Origin of the sequence: Bacillus mobilis, from assembly GCF_001884045.1 — a bacterium.
Lineage (GTDB): Bacteria > Bacillota > Bacilli > Bacillales > Bacillaceae_G > Bacillus_A > Bacillus_A mobilis.
In genome coordinates this window covers 1-19,644 of the sequence record NZ_MACF01000139.1, presented here as the reverse complement: position 1 = coordinate 19,644, position 19,644 = coordinate 1, and the positions used below count along the sequence as shown (strand labels likewise).

Sequence of the window (19,644 nt, the reverse complement as noted above, 5' to 3'; positions counted from 1 at the left end):
ATGTACTTAATGAATCAAAATGGTTGGATTGAAGTGATTTGCGGGAGTATGTTTTCTGGGAAATCAGAAGAGCTCATCCGCCGTATACGCCGTACGCAATTTGCGAAGCAACATGCGATTGTATTTAAACCGTGTATTGATAATCGTTATAGTGAAGAAGATGTTGTATCACATAATGGATTAAAGGTTAAAGCAGTTCCTGTTTCAGCGTCAAAAGATATATTTAATCATGTAACAGAAGAAATGGATGTTATTGCAATCGATGAGGTACAATTTTTTGATGGGGACATTGTGGAAGTGGTGCAAGTATTGGCAAATCGTGGCTATCGTGTCATTGTAGCTGGATTAGACCAAGATTTCCGTGGTCTACCATTTGGACAAGTTCCTCAGCTGATGGCGATTGCTGAACATGTAACTAAATTGCAGGCAGTTTGTTCTGCATGTGGATCTCCTGCAAGTCGTACGCAACGTTTAATCGATGGAGAACCAGCGGCATTTGATGATCCGATTATTTTAGTTGGGGCTTCAGAATCGTATGAACCACGTTGTCGTCATTGTCATGCAGTACCTACAAAACAAAGATAAATGAAACTCGCTATGTAGAGCGGGTTTTTTTCAAAATAGATGAAGATTGGTGGTCGGCTCTTCGTACAGCTAAGAACGTTAGGCAGTCAGAGCTGAGCGAGCCACCTCCACTTTTAAATATAATTTGCGTTTTTTTTATTAAGTACCATATACTATTTGTATTAGATACTAGGATGTAGAGGTGAATGGTGTGTTAGATCGTTTGCAAGCTGTAGAAGATCGTTATGAGAAGTTAAATGAATTGTTAAGTGACCCAGAGGTTATTAGTGATACGAATAAGCTTCGTGAGTATTCAAAAGAACAATCTGATATGCAGGAAACGGTAGAGGTGTACCGTGAGTATAAAGATGTTCGTGAGCAATTAAGAGATGCAAAAGCAATGTTAGAAGATAAGTTAGACGCTGATATGCGTGAAATGGTAAAAGAAGAGGTTTCTGAATTAGAAGGACAAGATAAAGAATTGTCAGAGCGTCTGAAAATTTTACTTGTTCCAAAAGACCCTAATGATGATAAAAACGTTATCGTTGAGGTTCGTGGTGCTGCTGGTGGTGATGAGGCAGCTTTATTTGCTGGTGATTTATATCGTATGTATAGCCGTTATGCTGAGGTACAAGGTTGGAAAACTGAAATTATCGAAGCGAGCTATACAGAGTTAGGTGGATATAAAGAGATTATCTTTATGATTAACGGTAAAGGTGCGTTCGCGAAGCTAAAATTCGAGAATGGTGCTCACCGTGTACAACGTGTTCCTGAAACGGAATCTGGTGGACGTATTCATACATCTACAGCAACTGTAGCTGTATTACCAGAGGCAGAAGAAGTAGAGATTAGTATTCATGAAAAAGATGTTCGTGTAGATACGTTTGCTTCTAGTGGTCCTGGTGGACAAAGTGTTAATACAACGATGTCAGCGGTACGTTTAACGCATTTACCGACTGGTGTAGTTGTATCGTGTCAGGATGAGAAATCACAAATTAAGAATAAAGAAAAAGCGATGAAAGTATTACGCGCACGTGTTTATGATAAGTTTAGACAAGAAGCACAAGCTGAGTATGATCAAAACCGTAAACAAGCTGTTGGTACGGGTGATCGTTCAGAGCGTATTCGTACGTATAATTTCCCGCAAAACCGTGTTACAGACCATCGAATCGGTTTAACGATTCAAAAGCTAGATCAAATCTTACAAGGTAAGTTAGATGATTTCATCAATGCCTTAGTGATGGAAGATCAGGCTCAAAAGATGGAGGCAGCTGAGTAATGCGTGTCTATGAAGCCCTGAAATGGGCTTCTTCTTTTTTACAGGAAAATGGACGAGATGAAAATGCGGGAGAAATTGTCCTTTGTCATGTATTAAAGACGAACAGAACCGGAATGCTCATGAATATGCGTGAAGAAATAACTGTGGAACAAGAAACAAGTTTTACGGAGTTTATTCACAAGCATGTAGAAGGTATTCCTATTCAATATATGATTGGTTATGAAATGTTTTATGGACGGTCATTCTTTGTGAATGAAGAAGTATTAATACCAAGACCGGAAACAGAAGAGCTCATAGTGGGAGTGTTAGAAAGAATCGAGCGTCATTTTGGTGATGAGAAACTGCATGTGGCGGATATCGGTACAGGTAGTGGTGCGATTTCTATTACGCTTGCTTTAGAAAATAAAAATCTTCATGTGTATACGGTAGATATTGCACAAGAGTCGATTGAAGTTGCAAAAGAAAATGCAAAAACTTTGGGCGCAGAAGTAACGTTCTATCACGGTGATTTATTATCGCCATTTCATGAAACAGGTCAAAAGCTAGATGTTGTTGTTTCAAATCCTCCATATATACCGGAAGAGGATTGGCGTGGCCTTTCTCCTGTGGTGAAAGAGCATGAGCCAAAGAGAGCCCTTGTTGGTGGTGAGGACGGATTAGATTTCTATCGCCGTTTTATGGAAGAGTTGCCGAATGTGTTGCAGAAGAAAGCAATTGTGGCATTTGAAATTGGAGTAGGACAAGGTGAGGACGTAAAAGAGCTGTTACAACAAGCTTTTCCTCATGCTCATGTTCAGATTGTTTTTGATATTAACGGAAAAGATCGTATGGTATTTGCAGAGATGGAGTAAGGTTCACACCTTACTCTATTTTTTTGTGGAAAAATTTATATAGATTTTGAATTTAATAGTTTAGAAAGATGAAAGTCTGTCCACACTGTTTGTAGAAGGGACGGTGGAGGAAATGAAAAAACAAGTTATTGCTTATCTTCTTCTATTATTAATTGGTGCACAGTTGCTTGTGCAGTTTGGATATATGAAAGCTGATGCGAAAGGGCCTTCAGTTATTCCGAAAGAGGCCGTTCGATTACGAATTTTAGCAAATAGTGATTCAGATAAAGATCAGGCGTTAAAGCGTAAAGTGCGTGATGAAGTAAAAGCACAAATTGATGGATGGGTAGCGGATTTAACTTCATTTGAAGAGGCACGTAAAGTCATTCAAAGTCATATTCCAGAAATCGAAAAAACGGTGGCAAATACGTTGAAAAAAGAAGGAAGTAAAGATTCATTTCAAGTGAAATTCAGTAAGAATGTAAAGTTTCCTACAAAGGTATATGGGAATTTTATTTACCCAGCAGGGGAATATGAGGCGGTATTGATTACAATCGGGGAAGGTGAAGGGGCAAACTGGTGGTGTGTATTATTTCCGCCGATGTGTTTCTTAGATTTTTCAAGTGGTACAGCTGTAAGGAAAGAAGAACATGTTGTGAAGGCTGAATCTCCTGAAGAAGGAGAAGTTAAGAAACAAGATGAGGAAGTAGTGGATGTACGAGAGAAGAAAGAGGATAAAGTGAAAGAAACGAAAGTTGTAAAGCAGGAAGTTGCAAAAAAGGTAACAGCTTCTGAAAAGAAAGTAGTAAAAAATGAAACGAAAGTAGAGGAACAACCTGTAAGTAAAGAAGAAACAAAAACTGTGGAAAAAGTGGAGAAACCTGTGGAACAAAAGCAAGAAAAACAAAATGAGTATGTAAAAGTAGAGGAGGAAGAAGAAAAGCCAGAAGTGAAGTTATTTATTGTAGAAGCTTTTACATCTTTATTCTCTAAATAGTACTATTAGTAAATCCCTTCTCATATATAAAAAAGAGGAGGGATTTACTATGAAGAAAGTATATTTTGCAACGAAAGCAGATGTGGAAAGATTGCATTCTTTTTTCGGACAAGCTAATAAAAAAGATGATAAAATAAATGAGTTGTACGCGCAATTTATGATTTTGGAAGAGGCGGAAGAAATACGGGCTGTTATCGGATATGAACAAAGTGAAGAACACGCATTGATTCGTTCTTGTTTATTCACACCTAATGTGGATAAACAGACTTTCTTATATTTTTTTGAAATGTTTTTGCAGTATATGAAAGAAAAAAATATTCGACAATTGTACTTACTAACAAATCATCCACAATCTATAACAATCTTTCAGTTTTTCGACTTTGTTACTATAGAGAAAGAAAACGTACCAGAGGGAATTCGACAGTTAGAACACTTTTGTAAAAATATAAAAGAGCCAAATGCAATAATACTAAATTGTCAGCTATTCACAAAGTTATCCACGGATTAATTAGGTTTATCCACATTTTGTGGATAAACCTTGTTTGTCTTTTGGATAAATCTCATAGTAAACTAAAAATAGACAAGTATTTCAGGGTAGAAAAGGACGTGTAAAAAAATGCATACAAATATGTGGGTTGTGGATAATGTTGTGGAAAGAAATAAATATTATCCACAGTTACAAGAAGCAGCAAAATTATTAAGGGAAAACGAGGCGATTGCCTTCCCTACAGAAACGGTATATGGACTAGGCGCCAACGCGATGAATGATGAAGCAATCGCGAAAATTTTTGAAGCGAAAGGAAGACCGAGTGATAATCCACTGATTGTCCACATCGGTACAAAGTCACAGTTGGACGGGATTGTGAAAGAAATCCCGCCAGTTGCAGAGAAGTTAATGGAACATTTTTGGCCAGGTCCGTTAACAATTATTTTACCTAGAAAAGAAGGAATTTCAGAGAAGGTGACGGCAGGACTTAATACGGTTGGAGTAAGAATGCCTGATCATCCAGTAGCGCTTGCTCTTATTGAAGAGGCAAATGTACCTGTTGCAGCACCGAGTGCGAATCGTTCTGGTCGTCCAAGTCCGACGTTAGCGTCTCACGTATATGAAGATTTAAATGAGAAAATCGCAGGTATTGTAGATGGTGGGGCGACTGGAGTAGGTGTTGAATCGACTGTAATTGATTGTACGAGCGATGTTCCAACAATATTACGCCCAGGTGGGATTACGAAAGAACAATTGGAAGCGGTGATTGGTACTGTTTCTTTAGATCCGGCTTTAAAGGATGAGAAGGAAAAACCGAAATCACCTGGAATGAAATATACACATTATGCACCGAAAGCGCCACTGAGTATTGTGGAAGGTTCACGTGAATTTATTCAACGCCTTGTGGATGAGAAGAAAGAAGAAGGGTTCAAAGTAGGTGTATTAACGACAGAAGAGTATCAGCATGTATACAACGCAGATGTTGTATTGTCTTGTGGTGTTCGAAGCGATTTAGCAAGCGTTGCGACTAAATTATATGATGTACTTAGAACGTTTGATGCAAGTGAAGTGGATGTTATTTTTAGTGAATCATTCCCGAATGAAGGAATAGGGAATGCTATTATGAATCGCTTAACGAAAGCGGCAGGGCATCAAATTATTACTGAATAATAAGGTACGATTAGCAAACAGAATATTTCTCCTCGGATAAGCATATTTTGAAGTAGCACGTCCGAGGAGGGACATGAATGACGTTTGAACAGCTACTACCTTTAACAATAATGGCATTCGCCTTAGGGATGGATGCGTTCTCGGTGAGTCTTGGTATGGGAATGATGACCTTAAAGGGAAGACAAATCCTGTATATCGGTATGACGATAGGGATATTTCATATTATCATGCCATTTATAGGGATGGTATTAGGTCGTTTTTTATCAGAGCAGTATGGAGATATTGCACATTTTGCAGGTGCTATTTTATTAATTGGACTAGGATTTTATATTGTATATTCCTCTATTTTGGAGAATGAAGAGACTAGAACGGCCCCTATTGGAATTAGTTTGTTCGTATTTGCATTTGGTGTTAGTATAGATAGTTTTTCAGTAGGCCTTAGTCTTGGTATTTACGGGGCGCAGACACTTATTACGATATTACTTTTTGGATTTGTTAGTATGTTATTAGCGTGGCTTGGTTTATTAATTGGTAGGCATGCGAAAGACATGCTCGGCACATATGGCGAGATAGTAGGCGGTATCATTTTGGTTGGATTTGGATTATATCTCCTTTTTCCTATATAATTTTAAGGAGGAGGGCGTTATGAACAAGCTATTGGAGTGGTATATTCGATTTGTCACTTTCTTTCCTAGATGGTTGCGACTGCTTGTTATTTGGGGTATTATTTTGCAAATTTCAATTTTAGGTTGGATGAATTTAATTCGCGAATGGTAAGATAGCTCCTTTCTGTGCATAGTTTTATTTGTACTATACTGATTGCGCTAAAAAATTACACATATAGAAAGGATGAGATGAATGACGAGATTGAAACAAGTTTTTGGTATTATTATTAGTTTTTTTGTTTTTTGGTTTAGTATGCTCGGTGTACAAATGTTTGCTGAGTTTTTAGATATTGAGTCATTGAAGTTTGTTGCGGGAAAAACGGAGGCGGCGCGTGCTTTTTATTCTCCGTATCCGTTTATAATCGTTTTTCTTATTACATTACTTTCCCTATATTTCTTAGTAATTAAGCTTGGGAAACCGAAAAAAGAGAAAGTACCTACTTTAGAGGAGCAGAAGGAAGAAATATAAGGGGGAGACTATGTCTAACATTTCTTTAGCAGAAGCTGTAAAATTAAAAAGCGTGTTATCGAAAAGAATACATGAATTAGAAGAAGAGATGAACCAAATTGGATTTGTTGAAATTGAAAAAGGTGATACACTTCCGAAACAGACGCGTACATTGATACAAGTTGAACAAGAGTTAGATGAAGTTCGCGCTGACTTTCGTCTTTTAGATAAATTGATGTACGAAGCAAATATTCAAAATGAAGTTAACTTCAATGGAGAAAACGTAACGATTGTTGAGGCGATAGAGCTTGCAACACAACTACGTGCAAAAGCTCGAAAGTGCAAAGAGTTTGGCGTGAGTAAGAAAGAAGAACATGTATATTCTTACGGTGAAACATCATCTCTTTTAAAAGTAGCAATGTTTGATCCTGAAGTATATCGTGTAAAAGGTTTAGAGTTAGAGAGACAAGCTAATAGATTGTCCAATTTAATTAATGCGAAAAACTACGCGATTGAACTAGACTTCGATGGTGAAAAATACTTTTAAACCTTGAAGTGGTGAGACTCTGCTTCAAGGCATAGAAGAAGACCGCTTTTGTAAAAATGAGATTATGTGATGGCAAAGGGTACAACCAATCATCCAATAACCGATCACACTGTTACTTTTTACCGATGACCAATGATGGTAAAAGAGGTCGATGACCAAAATTGAAAAATTATTTTTCTTCTTCTATGAAAAGGCTGTACCAAATTAATTTGGTACAGCCTTTTATATTTTACAGGTATTCTATTTTGAGCGAACCACTTCCACTTTTATGTTGATATCCAGCTCCAGCGGCTAGAATCTCCGGTCATTTCGCTCTCTCGCATGAAGCAAAAAGCGCTTCATGCGAGAGAGCTCCAATACCCTGCGATTCTGAACGAGCCGCCTCCACTTTTAGATAGGCCTCACCAATTCAAATTGTTCTCCTAGTTTTGCGTAGTTGTGTCCTGCTAGACGGCTTACTGGTTTTAGTCCTTCTGCGTGAATGCGACCTTTTTCGTATAGGTGTTCTGCGACGTGGAAACGAACGACGCGTCCGATTAATAGGTCACAAGCTGGTGAGTCTTCTGTTCCGCCAAGAGGGATTGCGCGTTCTAGTACGCACTCCATTCGAATGTTTGCTTCTTTTACACCTGGAACAGAGATGACGTCACTTTCAATTGGTGTTAGTTTTGCTAGTTCAATTTCACTCTCATTTGGCGGGAGATTAGCTGCTGTTTCGTTAATTGCTTCTACGTAAGATTCATCAGAAATATGTACGACAAACTCACCTTTTTCAATTGCGTTTCGGGAAGTGTCCTTTCTTTCTCCTGCTTTCCGTTGCACAGAAACTGAAATAAGTGGTGGGTTGGCAGCGACGATATTGAAATAACTATACGGTGCTCCGTTTAATACGCCTTCTTTTGTTACAGAAGTAACGAATGCGACAGGACGTGGAATGATACTTCCCGTTAATAATTTGTAATTCTCTTTTTCTGTTTGTTCATTTGGATTAATGGATAACATGTGTAAAATCCCCTTTCTAAATATGACGACTTATTGTTTGTTTACAAGATGTTAGTGGAAAACTCCTGCTGGAAATAATATTTTTATTGCATAAAAAGAACTTACTTCAATTGTAATGAAGTAAGTTCCGTTTGAATAATCTCGAAACTGAGATAAATATTATAGTAAAACGTATGCGCCAGGTCCGATTAAAGCTACACCGATCGCAACAGCGATTAACATTAAATTGTATTCATATCCGTTTTGTGTCACCCAGTAACCATTTTTTCCGTGAACAGTGAAGATTGCCATTAACATTGTTCCAACGATAAATAATGAACCAACTGCAGTGAAAATACCTGATGCGAATAAGAAGCCACCTAATAATTCAGTTGCGCCAGCCATAAATGCCATGAATACACCAGGGCGTAAACCGATTGATTCCATCCAGCCGCCTGTTCCTTTTAAACCGTAACCGCCGAACCAACCAAATAATTTTTGAGCACCATGACCCATGAATGTAATACCTATAATAAGACGAATAATAAGAAGACCGAAATCCATCATTTTTAAAAACCTCCTAAAAGTTATTAACTTACCTTATGTAAGTAATGATAAAATAGTTACTTACTTTAGTCAAGTGGATTTCGAAAAAAGTTTGAAAATAATTTTACAAATTAGCGACAAAAAACAAAATGTAGTAAAGACCTCTAGACAAGTTGGGTAAAAAAAGAGAAAATATAAGTAGAAGTTAACTTCTTATTGTTATTCAGACAATCAGAATTGACTGGAATTTTGTGAGGCGCTACAATAAGAGTCTAGTAGTAATGACGTAATTTATTTCGAAAGCGTTTTTACAGTATAATATTCGAAGTATGAGGTCTTACGTTTATTTCGATCTTTAATAGAGATTGCCCTATAAACTTTTAGGTAAATTATAAGGAGGACTATCCTATGTTTAAAAAATTATTCGGTCTTGGTTCAAAAACAAATGAAGAAACAATCGTAGCTCCATTAACTGGAGCAGTGAAAAATATTGAAGAAGTACCAGATCCAGTATTCGCTGGTCGTATGATGGGTGACGGTGTTGCAATCGATCCTACTGAAGGTGTAGTTGTATCTCCAGTTGATGGTGAAATCGTACAATTATTCCACACGAAACATGCAATTGGAATTAAAGCGAAAAACGGTACAGAAATTTTAATCCACGTTGGATTAGAAACTGTAAAAATGGAAGGCGAAGGTTTCGAAGCTCACGTTTCTGAAGGACAAGCTGTAAAAGCTGGAGATAAATTAATCTCATTCGACTTAGAATTAATCCGTGAAAAAGCGAAAAGCACAATTACTCCAATCGTTATCACAAATACAGATGCAGCTGAGTCTATTAAGACAACTGTAGGTGTAACTGCTACAAAAGGTTCAACAGAAGTAATGAAAGTTACAATGAAATAATTATTGCATGAAAGGAATCCGTTTCGTATGAAATGGATTCCTTATTTTGTTTTGTAGTCTGTTCCTTATGTATGTTAAAATACTTTGGGCACTTGGAAATAGGGTTTCACATATATGTGGATAAGGCGCATTTTTCTTAGAAAAAATATAAGAGAAATGCGCCTTTCGTATATTCACATTTCTTTTGTTCTATTCTTATGTACGCTATGATAAAGGAAGCAGAGAAAAGGGGTGGGGTTAGATGAAACGAGTATTATTTGTTTGCACTGGAAATACATGCCGTAGCCCGATGGCTGAGGCGTTACTTCGTCATCATGGAGAAGGTAAGTTTGAAGTGCAATCTGCTGGCGTTTTCGCCTATCCTGGTAGTGATGCGTCGATATATGCAAAGGAAGCTTTAGCTGAAAAGGGAATTGCAATCAATCATGCCGCGCAGCAGGTAAATGAAACTTTGATTGATTGGGCAGATATTGTAGTAACGATGACGGAAAACCATAAGCAAATTGTACTTGGGCATTATCCGAGTGTTGAAAAGAAAGTAGATACATTATATGGAGTAACCGAGGGGATAAGTAAGGATATTTCAGATCCATTCGGCGGATCACTTTCTATTTATAAGGAAACATTAGAAGAGATGGAAAAACTTGTACAAACTTTACTGAAAAAACATTCAGAGGGTTGATGTTTCGTGTATAATACGATATTGGAGATCACTTCGTTCCGTTAAGGTAACGAGTGAGAAATGAAGATAATTGATTGAAACTTTGGAGGGGTAAAAATGAAAGTAGTAGTAGCATCTGATCACGGCGGTATGAATATCCGTAAAGAACTTGTAAGTTTATTAGAAGAGTTAAATATTGAATATATTGATTTAGGTTGTGAATGTGAAGCTGGTTCTGTTGATTACCCTGATTTTGCGTTTCCAGCAGCGGAAATGGTAGCGAATGGCGAAGTAGATCGTGGTATTTTAGTTTGTGGGACAGGCATCGGTATGTCAATTGCAGCGAACAAAGTAAATGGTATTCGTTGTGCATTAGTTCATGATACTTTCAGTGCGAAAGCAACGAGAGAGCATAATGATACGAACATGCTAGCAATGGGCGAGCGTGTAATTGGTGCAGGCCTAGCGCGTGACATCGCAAAAATTTGGTTAACAACTGACTATGAAGGTGGTCGTCACGAAAACCGCGTAGGAAAAATTAAAACATACGAAACAAAGTAATAGATTCTAACTAGAAGCAGTATGAAATATAATTTGGTGAACCAACCTGTGAAAGGAAGAGGCGTAATGATAGAAATCGTAAAGGTAAGAGAACAGTTACAAATGTCGCTTTCTGATTTCCAAGAACAAGCTTCATTACAAAGTGGTCAAATTTTTGTAGTGGGGTGTAGCACGAGCGAAGTGCTAGGAGAGAGAATTGGAACATCAGGAACGATGGAAGTAGCAGAGGCGATTTTTTCTGAGTTAAAACAATTTCAAGAACAAACAGGTATTGAGTTGGCGTTTCAATGTTGTGAGCATTTAAACCGTGCTTTAGTAGTTGAGAGAGAGTTGGCGATGAAATATCAATTTGAAATTGTAACAGTTACGCCTGTTAGATCAGCAGGTGGTGCATTAGCAACATATGCGTATCACAATTTGAAAGATCCGGTAGTAATTGAGTTTATTAAAGCAGATGCAGGAATGGATATTGGTGATACATTTATCGGTATGCATTTAAAGCATGTAGCTGTTCCTGTTCGTACAGGTGTGAAGGAAATTGGAAGTGCGCATGTAACGATGGCAACAACACGTGGGAAACTAATTGGTGGAGCACGTGCTGTTTATGCGGTGAAGGAAGAGACTATTACTTGCCGTTAGACATGAAAAATTATAAAGTCGCATAATAGCTTTATATCGAAAGATAAAAGGTATGTAGTCTGACTTTATAATAGAAGAAAGAAAAGACCGATTTTCGGTCTTTTTTTTCTTTTATGATATAGAAAGTCATGTTAGAATGTAGTTGAAAACATGAAGGTTCGAAAGAATTACAACCTGAATTTTCGTTTTTTCTGAATAAATGAGAAAAAACTATTGGGAATCGATGTAATTCGTTCAGAAAAGGGGGATTTTGGTGGATCATTTAAAACGTCAAGATGAAAAGGTATTTGCTGCAATTGAGGCAGAACTAGGAAGACAGCGTTCAAAGATTGAGTTAATTGCTTCGGAAAACTTCGTAAGTGAAGCAGTAATGGAGGCGCAAGGTTCTGTTTTAACGAATAAGTATGCTGAGGGATATCCTGGAAAACGTTACTATGGTGGCTGTGAGCACGTAGACGTAGTGGAAGATATCGCACGTGATCGCGCGAAAGAAATTTTTGGCGCAGAGCATGTAAATGTTCAACCGCATTCTGGTGCACAAGCGAACATGGCAGTATACTTCACGATTTTAGAGCAAGGCGATACAGTACTTGGTATGAATTTATCTCATGGTGGTCACTTAACACACGGAAGCCCTGTTAACTTCAGTGGAGTACAATATAATTTCGTAGAATATGGCGTGGATGCTGAGTCTCACCGTATTAATTACGATGATGTATTAGCAAAAGCGAAAGAACATAAACCAAAATTAATCGTTGCAGGTGCAAGTGCATATCCTCGTGTTATCGATTTCAAACGATTCCGTGAGATTGCAGATGAAGTGGGTGCATACTTTATGGTTGATATGGCACATATCGCTGGTTTAGTAGCTGCTGGTTTACATCCAAACCCAGTACCACATGCACATTTCGTTACAACGACAACACATAAAACATTACGTGGTCCACGTGGTGGTATGATTTTATGTGAAGAGCAATTTGCAAAACAAATTGATAAATCAATCTTCCCTGGTATTCAAGGTGGTCCACTGATGCACGTAATCGCTGCAAAAGCTGTTGCATTTGGTGAGACACTACAAGATGATTTTAAAACATATGCACAAAATATCATTAATAATGCGAACCGCTTAGCTGAAGGTCTTCAAAAAGAAGGACTTACACTTGTTTCTGGCGGAACAGACAATCATTTAATCCTGATTGATGTTCGTAACTTAGAAATTACAGGTAAAGTAGCGGAGCACGTATTAGATGAAGTTGGTATTACAGTGAACAAAAATACAATTCCATTTGAAACAGCAAGCCCATTTGTAACAAGCGGTGTACGTATCGGTACGGCAGCTGTAACATCACGTGGTTTCGGTTTAGAAGAAATGGATGAAATTGCGTCACTTATTGCTTACACATTAAAAAATCATGAAAATGAAGCTGCATTAGAAGAAGCACGTAAGCGTGTAGAAGCGTTAACGAGCAAATTCCCAATGTACACAGATCTATAATAGATGAAAGAAGACTGCTGAGACGTAATTGTTTTGGCAGTCTTTTTTTGGACATATATTGGTCTTTAAGTATGTATACAAATGATGAATAAATTTTGGCGATATAATGAAGGATACAGCTCCCATAATTGGTAAAGATACTAGATAGATTCATCATAAAATTATGATTTTGCCAAATTTGCCCTTGAATATTAGTAACGTTTTCTTTACAATCGTAAATAGTGTAAAAAAGCGTGCAAACGCATGAATATCATCTAAAGGAGAGATTCACATGGGAAAACTGTATGTATTTGATCACCCGTTAATTCAACATAAGATTACATATATTCGCGATAAGAATACAGGTACGAAAGATTTTCGTGAGTTAGTGGACGAAGTAGCAAGTTTAATGGCCTTCGAAATTACTCGCGACCTTCCACTTAAAGACATTGAAATTGAAACGCCTGTAAGCAAAGCGACAACAAAAGTGATCGCTGGTAAAAAACTTGGTTTAATTCCGATTTTACGTGCAGGTTTAGGAATGGTTGATGGAATTCTGAAATTAATTCCAGCAGCAAAAGTAGGACACGTTGGTTTATACCGCGACCCTAAAACATTGCAACCGGTAGAATACTATGTGAAACTTCCAACGGATGTAGAAGAGCGTGACTTTATCGTACTAGATCCGATGCTAGCAACAGGTGGTTCTGCAGCTGAAGCAATTAACTCTCTGAAAAAGCGCGGTGCAAAGCAAATTAAATTAATGTGTATCGTTGCAGCTCCAGAAGGTGTAAAAGTAGTACAAGAAGAACATCCGGATGTTGATATTTATGTAGCGGCATTAGATGAGAAATTAAATGACCACGGATATGTAGTACCAGGTCTTGGTGATGCTGGTGACCGTTTATTCGGAACGAAGTAAGACAACTGACGAGAGGGGATTCCCTCTCGTTTTTTTGTACCTTGATTAAGTAGGGGAGGGGGATAAATATACATAGTATATACAACATAAGTTGCATGCACATCACATATAATATAGAAGTCTTACGTCTAAAGAGCACTATATTATGGAAGGAAAGCGTTATATCGTAAAAATATAATAGTGACAAACTTGTGAACATTTCCTTCTATTATAAAGAGAAAACTGTTAGAAATTGCATATCTCTAACCAGTATTTAGAAGGGGAACGTTTTCATTTTTGGGAGGAAATGACTAATACTCAAATTTTTTGATTTTTTACGATTTCTCGTTGACACTGTTAATACCCTATTGTATGCTAACAACGGGGATAGATGGTAGGGCTTTCAGTGACAAAAATACATCTATTCAGTGACGAAAATGTAAACTTTTTATTTTGTATAGGATTTATGCAAAAAAATGAGTTATTATTAACACATCGTGAATGAGGGTTACATATTGGAGGGATGAATCCTTGCAAAAAAACGATCGCAGCCATATAAAAGCTTATGCTTTAATGTCAGGTATTCTTGCTCAGTTAGTCGGTTCTATTCTTATTGGAATCTTTGGTGGGCAGTGGATTGATAATAAGGTTGGAACGTTTCCATTGTTTCTTATTATAGGGTTATTACTCGGATTAGGAACTGGGGTATACGCAATGATTCGACTCATTCGACATTACTATTCGGGAGAGCAATGATGATAGACGTACATGGACTTGTCCAAAGACAAAAGAAATATATGTACTACTTGCTTGCGCTTCTAGTGCTAGGATGGGGATTCACCTCTTACAAGGATGTATTTCTTGGACTGATTATCGGAACGATTTTCAGTTTTCTTAGTTTGCGCATCATTGCACGTAGAACAGACAAGCTGTTGGATCGCGTAACAAATGGAGAAAACGTGAAGTTTAAGGCGACAGCGGTAAGTACATATTCAAGATTCGCCACGATTGGGTTATTAATTTTATTTGCAGCCAAATATCAAGAGTTAATTGCGATGTGGGGCTTAGGTGTGGGATTGCTGACAGGATACCTTGTCATGATCATAGATTTTCTTTATTTAGAGTATAAGAGCAGGGAAGAGAGGTGAATTACTAGTGGAACACGGTAAATTAGTTAAATTTCTAGGTTTAACGTTCGATTTGTCATCAGTTATGATGGTTACTGTAGCAGCAGTTATAGTTTTCTTAATCGCTGTTATCGGAACTCGCAGTTTAGCCCTTCGCCCAACCGGGATGCAAAACTTCATGGAATGGGTGTTTGACTTCGTGAAAGGGATTATCAATAGTACGATGGACTGGAAAACAGGTGGACGTTTCTTAACGCTTGGCGTTACGCTTATCATGTTTATCATCGTATCGAACTTCCTTGGTTTACCATTCATGTATTCAACAGTTGAGGCTGGCGAACATATTGCATGGTGGAGATCACCAACGTCTGATCCAGCAGTTACATTAACATTAGCCGTGATGGTAGTTACCCTCACCCATTATTATGGAATTAAGATGAAGGGTACGAAAGAATACGTAAAAGGTTATTTCCAACCTATGAAATTCTTATTCCCATTAAAGGTTATTGAGGAGTTTGCTAACACATTAACGTTAGGTCTTCGTTTATTCGGTAACATTTATGCAGGTGAGATCTTATTAGGATTACTTGCTAAGTTAGGCGGGGCATCATTCCTTGGAGCATTAGGTGCGCTTGTACCAATGTTAGCATGGATGGGATTCAGCGTATTCGTTGGGTCAATCCAGTCATTTATTTTCGTTATGTTAACGATGGTTTATATGGCTCATAAAGTAAGCCATGACCATTAATATAATTTAAGTAAGAAAAAATTTATTTTTTTATAATACAAAGGAGGACAAATTAAATGAGTTTAGGTGTAATCGCAGCTGCAATTGCAATTGGTTTATCAGCATTAGGTGCAGGTATTGGTAACGGTCTTATCGTATCACGTACAATCGAAGGTGTTGCTCGTCAACCAGAATTAAAAGGCGCACTTCAAACAATTATGTTCATCGGGGTTGCTTTAGTTGAGGCACTTCCAATCATCGGTGTAGTTATTGCATTCATCGTAATGAACAAATAAGGGAGACTCCCCTTACATAGATGGCGAAGAGTGTTTTTCCGAACTTTCTTCGCCATTGCTTTATGGATGAAACGTATGTCTTTTTTTTTCATATGATCAATTTAGATATTTTGAAGGGAGTGAATCCTTGTGCCAACTTTATTATTAGGGGCTGCCATTCCATTTGGAACGATTGCTTATACATTGTTCATTTTCTTACTTCTATTAGTAATGCTACGCAAATTTGCGTGGGGTCCTTTAATGGGAATTATGAAAGAACGTGAAGAGCATGTTACTAATGAAATCGACGCTGCAGAAAGAAGTAACGCTGAAGCGAAGAAATTAGTAGAAGAACAACGTGAAATGTTAAAACAATCGCGTGTTGAAGCACAAGAGTTAATCGAAAGAGCGAAAAAACAAGCTGTAGATCAAAAAGATGTTATTGTTGCTGCTGCGAAAGAAGAAGCAGAATCAATTAAAGCATCTGCTGTACAAGAAATTCAACGCGAAAAAGAGCAAGCGATTGCTGCTTTACAAGAACAAGTGGCTTCTTTATCTGTTCAAATTGCTTCTAAAGTAATTGAAAAAGAGTTAAAAGAAGAAGATCAAGTTAAGTTAATTCGCGATTATATTAAAGAAGTAGGAGAAGCGCGATGAGCAATGGGATTGTAGCAAAACGTTATGCTGTCGCTCTTTTTAAAATTGCAAAAGAAAAACACGTATTAGAAATGTTTGAAGAGGAATTACGCCTTGTACAAAACGTTTATGTAAAGAACGGAGAACTACATAGCTTTTTAACGCAACCGAACATTTCAAAGGAACAAAAGAAAACGTTTCTTGCAAACGTATTCGGGTCTGTTTCTGAATCTATTTTAAATACGTTATATATTTTAATTGATAACAAACGTATTGATATCTTACCTGAAATTGCAGATGAATACGTTGTTCTTGCTAATGAAGAACGTAACGTAGCGGATGCAACTGTATATTCTACTCGTCTTCTATCAGAAGAAGAGAAGCTTAACATTGCAGAAGCATTTGCAAAGAGAACAGGAAAAGATGCAATTCGCGTAAAAAATGTTGTAGATGAAGATTTACTAGGCGGCATTAAAGTACGTATTGGAAATCGCATTTATGACGGAAGCTTACAAGGAAAATTAGCACGTATTCAGCGTGAATTAATGAAGAATAGATAGGGGTGAAGCACATGAGCATCAGAGCTGAGGAAATTAGCGCACTGATAAAGCAACAAATCGAGAACTATCAGTCTGAAATCGAAGTTAGTGATGTTGGTACAGTTATCCAAGTTGGTGACGGTATCGCGCGTGCTCATGGTCTTGATAACGTTATGGCTGGTGAACTTGTAGAGTTCTCTAACGGCGTTATGGGACTAGCACAAAACTTAGAGGAAAACAACGTAGGTATCATTATCTTAGGACCTTACACAGAAATCCGTGAAGGTGACGAAGTTCGTCGTACTGGTCGCATCATGCAAGTACCAGTAGGAAAAGAACTAATCGGTCGTGTTGTAAACCCATTAGGTCAACCAGTTGATGGTTTAGGCCCAATCAATACAACAAACACTCGTCCAATCGAAAGTCCAGCACCAGGTGTAATGGATCGTAAATCTGTTCATGAGCCACTTCAAACAGGTATTAAAGCGATCGATGCTCTTGTACCAATTGGCCGTGGTCAACGTGAGTTAATCATTGGTGACCGTCAAACAGGTAAAACAGCAGTTGCACTTGATACAATCATTAACCAAAAAGATGAAGATATGATTTGTATCTATGTAGCTATCGGACAAAAAGAATCAACTGTACGTAACGTAGTAGAAACACTACGTAAGCACGGTGCATTAGATTACACAATCGTTGTAACTGCATCTGCTTCTCAACCAGCTCCATTATTATACTTAGCTCCTTATGCTGGTGTAACAATGGGTGAAGAGTTCATGTACAATGGTAAACACGTATTAGTAGTATATGATGACTTATCAAAACAAGCAGCGGCTTACCGTGAGCTTTCATTACTATTACGTCGTCCTCCAGGTCGTGAAGCTTATCCAGGGGATGTATTCTACTTACATTCTCGCTTATTAGAGCGTGCAGCAAAATTAAGTGATGCAAGAGGCGGCGGTTCTTTAACTGCACTACCTTTCATCGAAACACAAGCAGGGGACGTATCAGCATACATCCCAACAAACGTAATTTCTATTACGGATGGACAAATCTTCTTACAATCTGACCTATTCTTCTCTGGCGTACGTCCAGCGATCGATGCGGGTACTTCTGTATCTCGTGTAGGTGGATCTGCTCAGATTAAAGCAATGAGTAAAGTATCAGGTACACTTCGTCTTGACCTTGCATCTTACCGTGAGTTAGAAGCGTTCGCTCAGTTCGGTTCTGACCTTGATAAAGCAACTCAAGCGAAACTAAACCGTGGTGCTCGTACTGTTGAGGTATTAAAACAAGGATTACACAAACCGTTACGTGTAGAGAAACAAGTTATCATTCTTTACGCTTTAACACGTGGATTCCTAGATGATATCCCAGTAGCAGATATCACTCGTTTCGAAGAAGAATTACATGCTTGGTTAGATTCTAATGCGACTGACTTATTAGAAGAAATCCGCACAACTAAGAAACTTGCGGATGACGACAAATTTGCAGCAGCTATTAATGGATTTAAAAAAGTATTCGTAGCTTCTGAATAATAAAAGCGGAAGCGGCTCGTCCTGAATGTGAGGGGGATGGAGCTTCTGACGAAGAGGCGGTCTTTGCCTCGTAGGAAGAAGTGAAGCCACCGAACATTCAAGCCGCTGGAGCTAGATAATATATATAAGGCATCTCAGGCTCTGAGATTGCTGACGGTTATGTAAAGGAAAAGAGTAGGTGCACCTATTCTTTTCCTTCAATCATGAGCAAGAATATCTTGCAACGTAGATTAGGAAGAGAACTCTTACTAATCGTGCCAACTTCCGGAAAAAAGGTGGTGAAAACCTGTGGCATCTTTACGCGATATAAAAGCGAAGATTAACTCGACAAAGAAAACGAGTCAAATTACGAAAGCGATGGAGATGGTATCTGCATCTAAGTTAAACCGTGCAGAGCAAAATGCTAAATCTTTCGTTCCGTATATGGAAAAGATTCAAGAAGTAGTAGCGAGCATTGCGCAAGGAAGTAAAGGAATTAATCATCCGATGCTAAATGCGCGTCCTGTAAAGCGTACAGGGTACATCGTTATTACATCTGATCGCGGACTAGCAGGTGGTTATAACAGTAACGTATTACGTACAGTAAGTAACGTAATTCGTGAACGTCATAATATGGACTCAAACCAATATTCAATTATTGTGCTTGGTCGACTAGGACGTGATTATTTAAAACGTCGCGGCTTTAACATCATTGATGAAGTAGTTGGACTATCTGACCACCCATCATTTACTGATATTAAAGATCTTGCTTCTCGAGCAATTGCGATGTTTGCAGATGGTGCTTATGATGAGCTGTATATTTACTACAACCATTACGTAAGTAAAATTTCACAAGAAGTAACGGAAAATAAAATTTTACCGCTTACTGATGTGGCGTCTGATAAACCGACGACAGCTTATGAATTCGAACCTTCTGAAGAAGAAATTTTAAAAGTACTATTGCCACAATACGCAGAAAGCTTAGTGTACGGTGCATTACTAGACGGTAAAGCAAGTGAACACGCAGCGCGTATGACAGCAATGAAGAGTGCTACAGACAACGCAATGGAAGTTATCGATTCACTTACACTTTCATTCAACCGTGCGCGTCAGGCAGCGATTACGCAAGAAATTACGGAAATCGTTGGTGGAGCAGCAGCGTTA

The 19,644-nt window shown here is 38.1% G+C and carries 27 protein-coding genes; 25 read left to right on the top strand and 2 right to left on the bottom strand.

Annotated features, from left to right (window positions below):
- The 10 genes from BAQ44_RS27095 (at window position 1) to BAQ44_RS27055 (ending at window position 6,987) form a co-directional block, all read left to right on the top strand.
- Window positions 1-585, top strand: a complete 585-nt coding sequence (locus BAQ44_RS27095) for a thymidine kinase (RefSeq protein WP_000281086.1) — start codon at window positions 1-3, stop codon at window positions 583-585.
- Window positions 586-775: 190 nt separating this feature from the next.
- Window positions 776-1,843 (top strand): peptide chain release factor 1, encoded by a 1,068-nt coding sequence (gene prfA, locus BAQ44_RS27090; RefSeq protein WP_033656424.1) that lies wholly within the window; start codon window positions 776-778, stop codon window positions 1,841-1,843.
- Entirely contained in the window at window positions 1,843-2,694 is an 852-nt protein-coding gene (prmC, locus tag BAQ44_RS27085; RefSeq protein ID WP_063262337.1) for a peptide chain release factor N(5)-glutamine methyltransferase, read from the top strand. Before prfA ends, prmC begins: the two co-directional genes overlap by 1 nt.
- Window positions 2,695-2,806: 112 nt before the next feature.
- Entirely contained in the window at window positions 2,807-3,670 is an 864-nt protein-coding gene (spoIIR, locus tag BAQ44_RS27080) for a stage II sporulation protein R (RefSeq protein WP_061680122.1), read from the top strand.
- Between the two features lie 49 nt (window positions 3,671-3,719).
- Window positions 3,720-4,178, top strand: coding sequence for a GNAT family N-acetyltransferase (locus BAQ44_RS27075; protein ID WP_000758431.1), 459 nt, complete (start codon window positions 3,720-3,722; stop codon window positions 4,176-4,178).
- A 108-nt stretch (window positions 4,179-4,286) separates the two neighbouring features.
- Window positions 4,287-5,327, top strand: coding sequence for an L-threonylcarbamoyladenylate synthase (locus BAQ44_RS27070; protein ID WP_061680027.1), 1,041 nt, complete (start codon window positions 4,287-4,289; stop codon window positions 5,325-5,327).
- A gap of 77 nt (window positions 5,328-5,404) precedes the next feature.
- Window positions 5,405-5,953, top strand: coding sequence for a manganese efflux pump MntP (locus BAQ44_RS27065; RefSeq protein WP_063262336.1), 549 nt, complete (start codon window positions 5,405-5,407; stop codon window positions 5,951-5,953).
- A gap of 19 nt (window positions 5,954-5,972) precedes the next feature.
- Window positions 5,973-6,104: a hypothetical protein gene (locus BAQ44_RS31625; protein ID WP_258958303.1), complete on the top strand. Its 132-nt coding sequence runs from the start codon at window positions 5,973-5,975 to the stop codon at window positions 6,102-6,104.
- An 81-nt stretch (window positions 6,105-6,185) separates the two neighbouring features.
- Window positions 6,186-6,461: a DUF3935 domain-containing protein gene (locus BAQ44_RS27060; RefSeq protein ID WP_000197468.1), complete on the top strand. Its 276-nt coding sequence runs from the start codon at window positions 6,186-6,188 to the stop codon at window positions 6,459-6,461.
- Between the two features lie 10 nt (window positions 6,462-6,471).
- The gene (locus BAQ44_RS27055) at window positions 6,472-6,987 is read left to right on the top strand and encodes a hypothetical protein (RefSeq protein WP_063262335.1); all 516 of its coding nucleotides are present in this window, start codon (window positions 6,472-6,474) and stop codon (window positions 6,985-6,987) included.
- A 390-nt stretch (window positions 6,988-7,377) separates the two neighbouring features.
- Here BAQ44_RS27055 and BAQ44_RS27045 read toward each other — a convergent pair whose 3' ends face one another.
- Window positions 7,378-7,989, bottom strand: coding sequence for a flavin reductase family protein (locus BAQ44_RS27045; RefSeq protein ID WP_063262334.1), 612 nt, complete (start codon window positions 7,987-7,989; stop codon window positions 7,378-7,380).
- 159 nt (window positions 7,990-8,148) lie between these two features.
- Complete coding sequence (locus BAQ44_RS27040; protein ID WP_061680023.1) at window positions 8,149-8,535, bottom strand: DoxX family protein; 387 nt, start codon at window positions 8,533-8,535, stop codon at window positions 8,149-8,151.
- Between the two features lie 387 nt (window positions 8,536-8,922).
- On the opposite strand from BAQ44_RS27040, the gene BAQ44_RS27035 reads away from it, so the two are divergent.
- The 15 genes from BAQ44_RS27035 to atpG form a co-directional block, all read left to right on the top strand.
- The gene (locus tag BAQ44_RS27035) at window positions 8,923-9,420 is read left to right on the top strand and encodes a PTS sugar transporter subunit IIA (RefSeq protein ID WP_000473666.1); all 498 of its coding nucleotides are present in this window, start codon (window positions 8,923-8,925) and stop codon (window positions 9,418-9,420) included.
- A gap of 241 nt (window positions 9,421-9,661) precedes the next feature.
- Complete coding sequence (locus tag BAQ44_RS27030) at window positions 9,662-10,102, top strand: low molecular weight protein arginine phosphatase (RefSeq protein WP_061680022.1); 441 nt, start codon at window positions 9,662-9,664, stop codon at window positions 10,100-10,102.
- Between the two features lie 96 nt (window positions 10,103-10,198).
- Window positions 10,199-10,642 (top strand): ribose 5-phosphate isomerase B, encoded by a 444-nt coding sequence (gene rpiB, locus BAQ44_RS27025; RefSeq protein WP_000869917.1) that lies wholly within the window; start codon window positions 10,199-10,201, stop codon window positions 10,640-10,642.
- Between the two features lie 21 nt (window positions 10,643-10,663).
- Window positions 10,664-11,281: a TIGR01440 family protein gene (locus BAQ44_RS27020; protein WP_116758424.1), complete on the top strand. Its 618-nt coding sequence runs from the start codon at window positions 10,664-10,666 to the stop codon at window positions 11,279-11,281.
- Window positions 11,282-11,534: 253 nt separating this feature from the next.
- The gene (gene glyA, locus BAQ44_RS27015) at window positions 11,535-12,776 is read left to right on the top strand and encodes a serine hydroxymethyltransferase (RefSeq protein ID WP_071724808.1); all 1,242 of its coding nucleotides are present in this window, start codon (window positions 11,535-11,537) and stop codon (window positions 12,774-12,776) included.
- Window positions 12,777-13,047: 271 nt separating this feature from the next.
- Window positions 13,048-13,677, top strand: coding sequence for a uracil phosphoribosyltransferase (upp, locus tag BAQ44_RS27010; protein WP_000517539.1), 630 nt, complete (start codon window positions 13,048-13,050; stop codon window positions 13,675-13,677).
- Between the two features lie 370 nt (window positions 13,678-14,047).
- Window positions 14,048-14,161, top strand: a complete 114-nt coding sequence (locus BAQ44_RS27005) for a DUF4024 domain-containing protein (protein WP_071724806.1) — start codon at window positions 14,048-14,050, stop codon at window positions 14,159-14,161.
- Window positions 14,162-14,187: 26 nt separating this feature from the next.
- Window positions 14,188-14,412, top strand: a complete 225-nt coding sequence (locus tag BAQ44_RS27000) for an AtpZ/AtpI family protein (protein WP_001171219.1) — start codon at window positions 14,188-14,190, stop codon at window positions 14,410-14,412.
- Window positions 14,412-14,804 carry an ATP synthase subunit I gene (locus tag BAQ44_RS26995; RefSeq protein WP_000567600.1) on the top strand — a complete coding sequence of 131 codons (393 nt, stop codon included), beginning with the start codon at window positions 14,412-14,414 and terminating at the stop codon, window positions 14,802-14,804. Before BAQ44_RS27000 ends, BAQ44_RS26995 begins: the two co-directional genes overlap by 1 nt.
- 7 nt (window positions 14,805-14,811) lie before the next feature.
- Window positions 14,812-15,531 (top strand): F0F1 ATP synthase subunit A, encoded by a 720-nt coding sequence (atpB, locus tag BAQ44_RS26990; protein WP_048542682.1) that lies wholly within the window; start codon window positions 14,812-14,814, stop codon window positions 15,529-15,531.
- Between the two features lie 56 nt (window positions 15,532-15,587).
- Entirely contained in the window at window positions 15,588-15,806 is a 219-nt protein-coding gene (atpE, locus tag BAQ44_RS26985) for a F0F1 ATP synthase subunit C (RefSeq protein ID WP_000052064.1), read from the top strand.
- 129 nt (window positions 15,807-15,935) lie between these two features.
- Window positions 15,936-16,442: a F0F1 ATP synthase subunit B gene (gene atpF / locus BAQ44_RS26980; protein ID WP_001142618.1), complete on the top strand. Its 507-nt coding sequence runs from the start codon at window positions 15,936-15,938 to the stop codon at window positions 16,440-16,442.
- Entirely contained in the window at window positions 16,439-16,981 is a 543-nt protein-coding gene (gene atpH, locus BAQ44_RS26975) for a F0F1 ATP synthase subunit delta (RefSeq protein WP_000064683.1), read from the top strand. Before atpF ends, atpH begins: the two co-directional genes overlap by 4 nt.
- An 11-nt stretch (window positions 16,982-16,992) precedes the next feature.
- Window positions 16,993-18,501 (top strand): F0F1 ATP synthase subunit alpha, encoded by a 1,509-nt coding sequence (gene atpA, locus BAQ44_RS26970; RefSeq protein WP_000027514.1) that lies wholly within the window; start codon window positions 16,993-16,995, stop codon window positions 18,499-18,501.
- A gap of 288 nt (window positions 18,502-18,789) precedes the next feature.
- On the top strand, window positions 18,790-19,644 hold an 855-nt coding region (gene atpG, locus BAQ44_RS26965; protein WP_071724803.1), incomplete at its 3' end, for a F0F1 ATP synthase subunit gamma.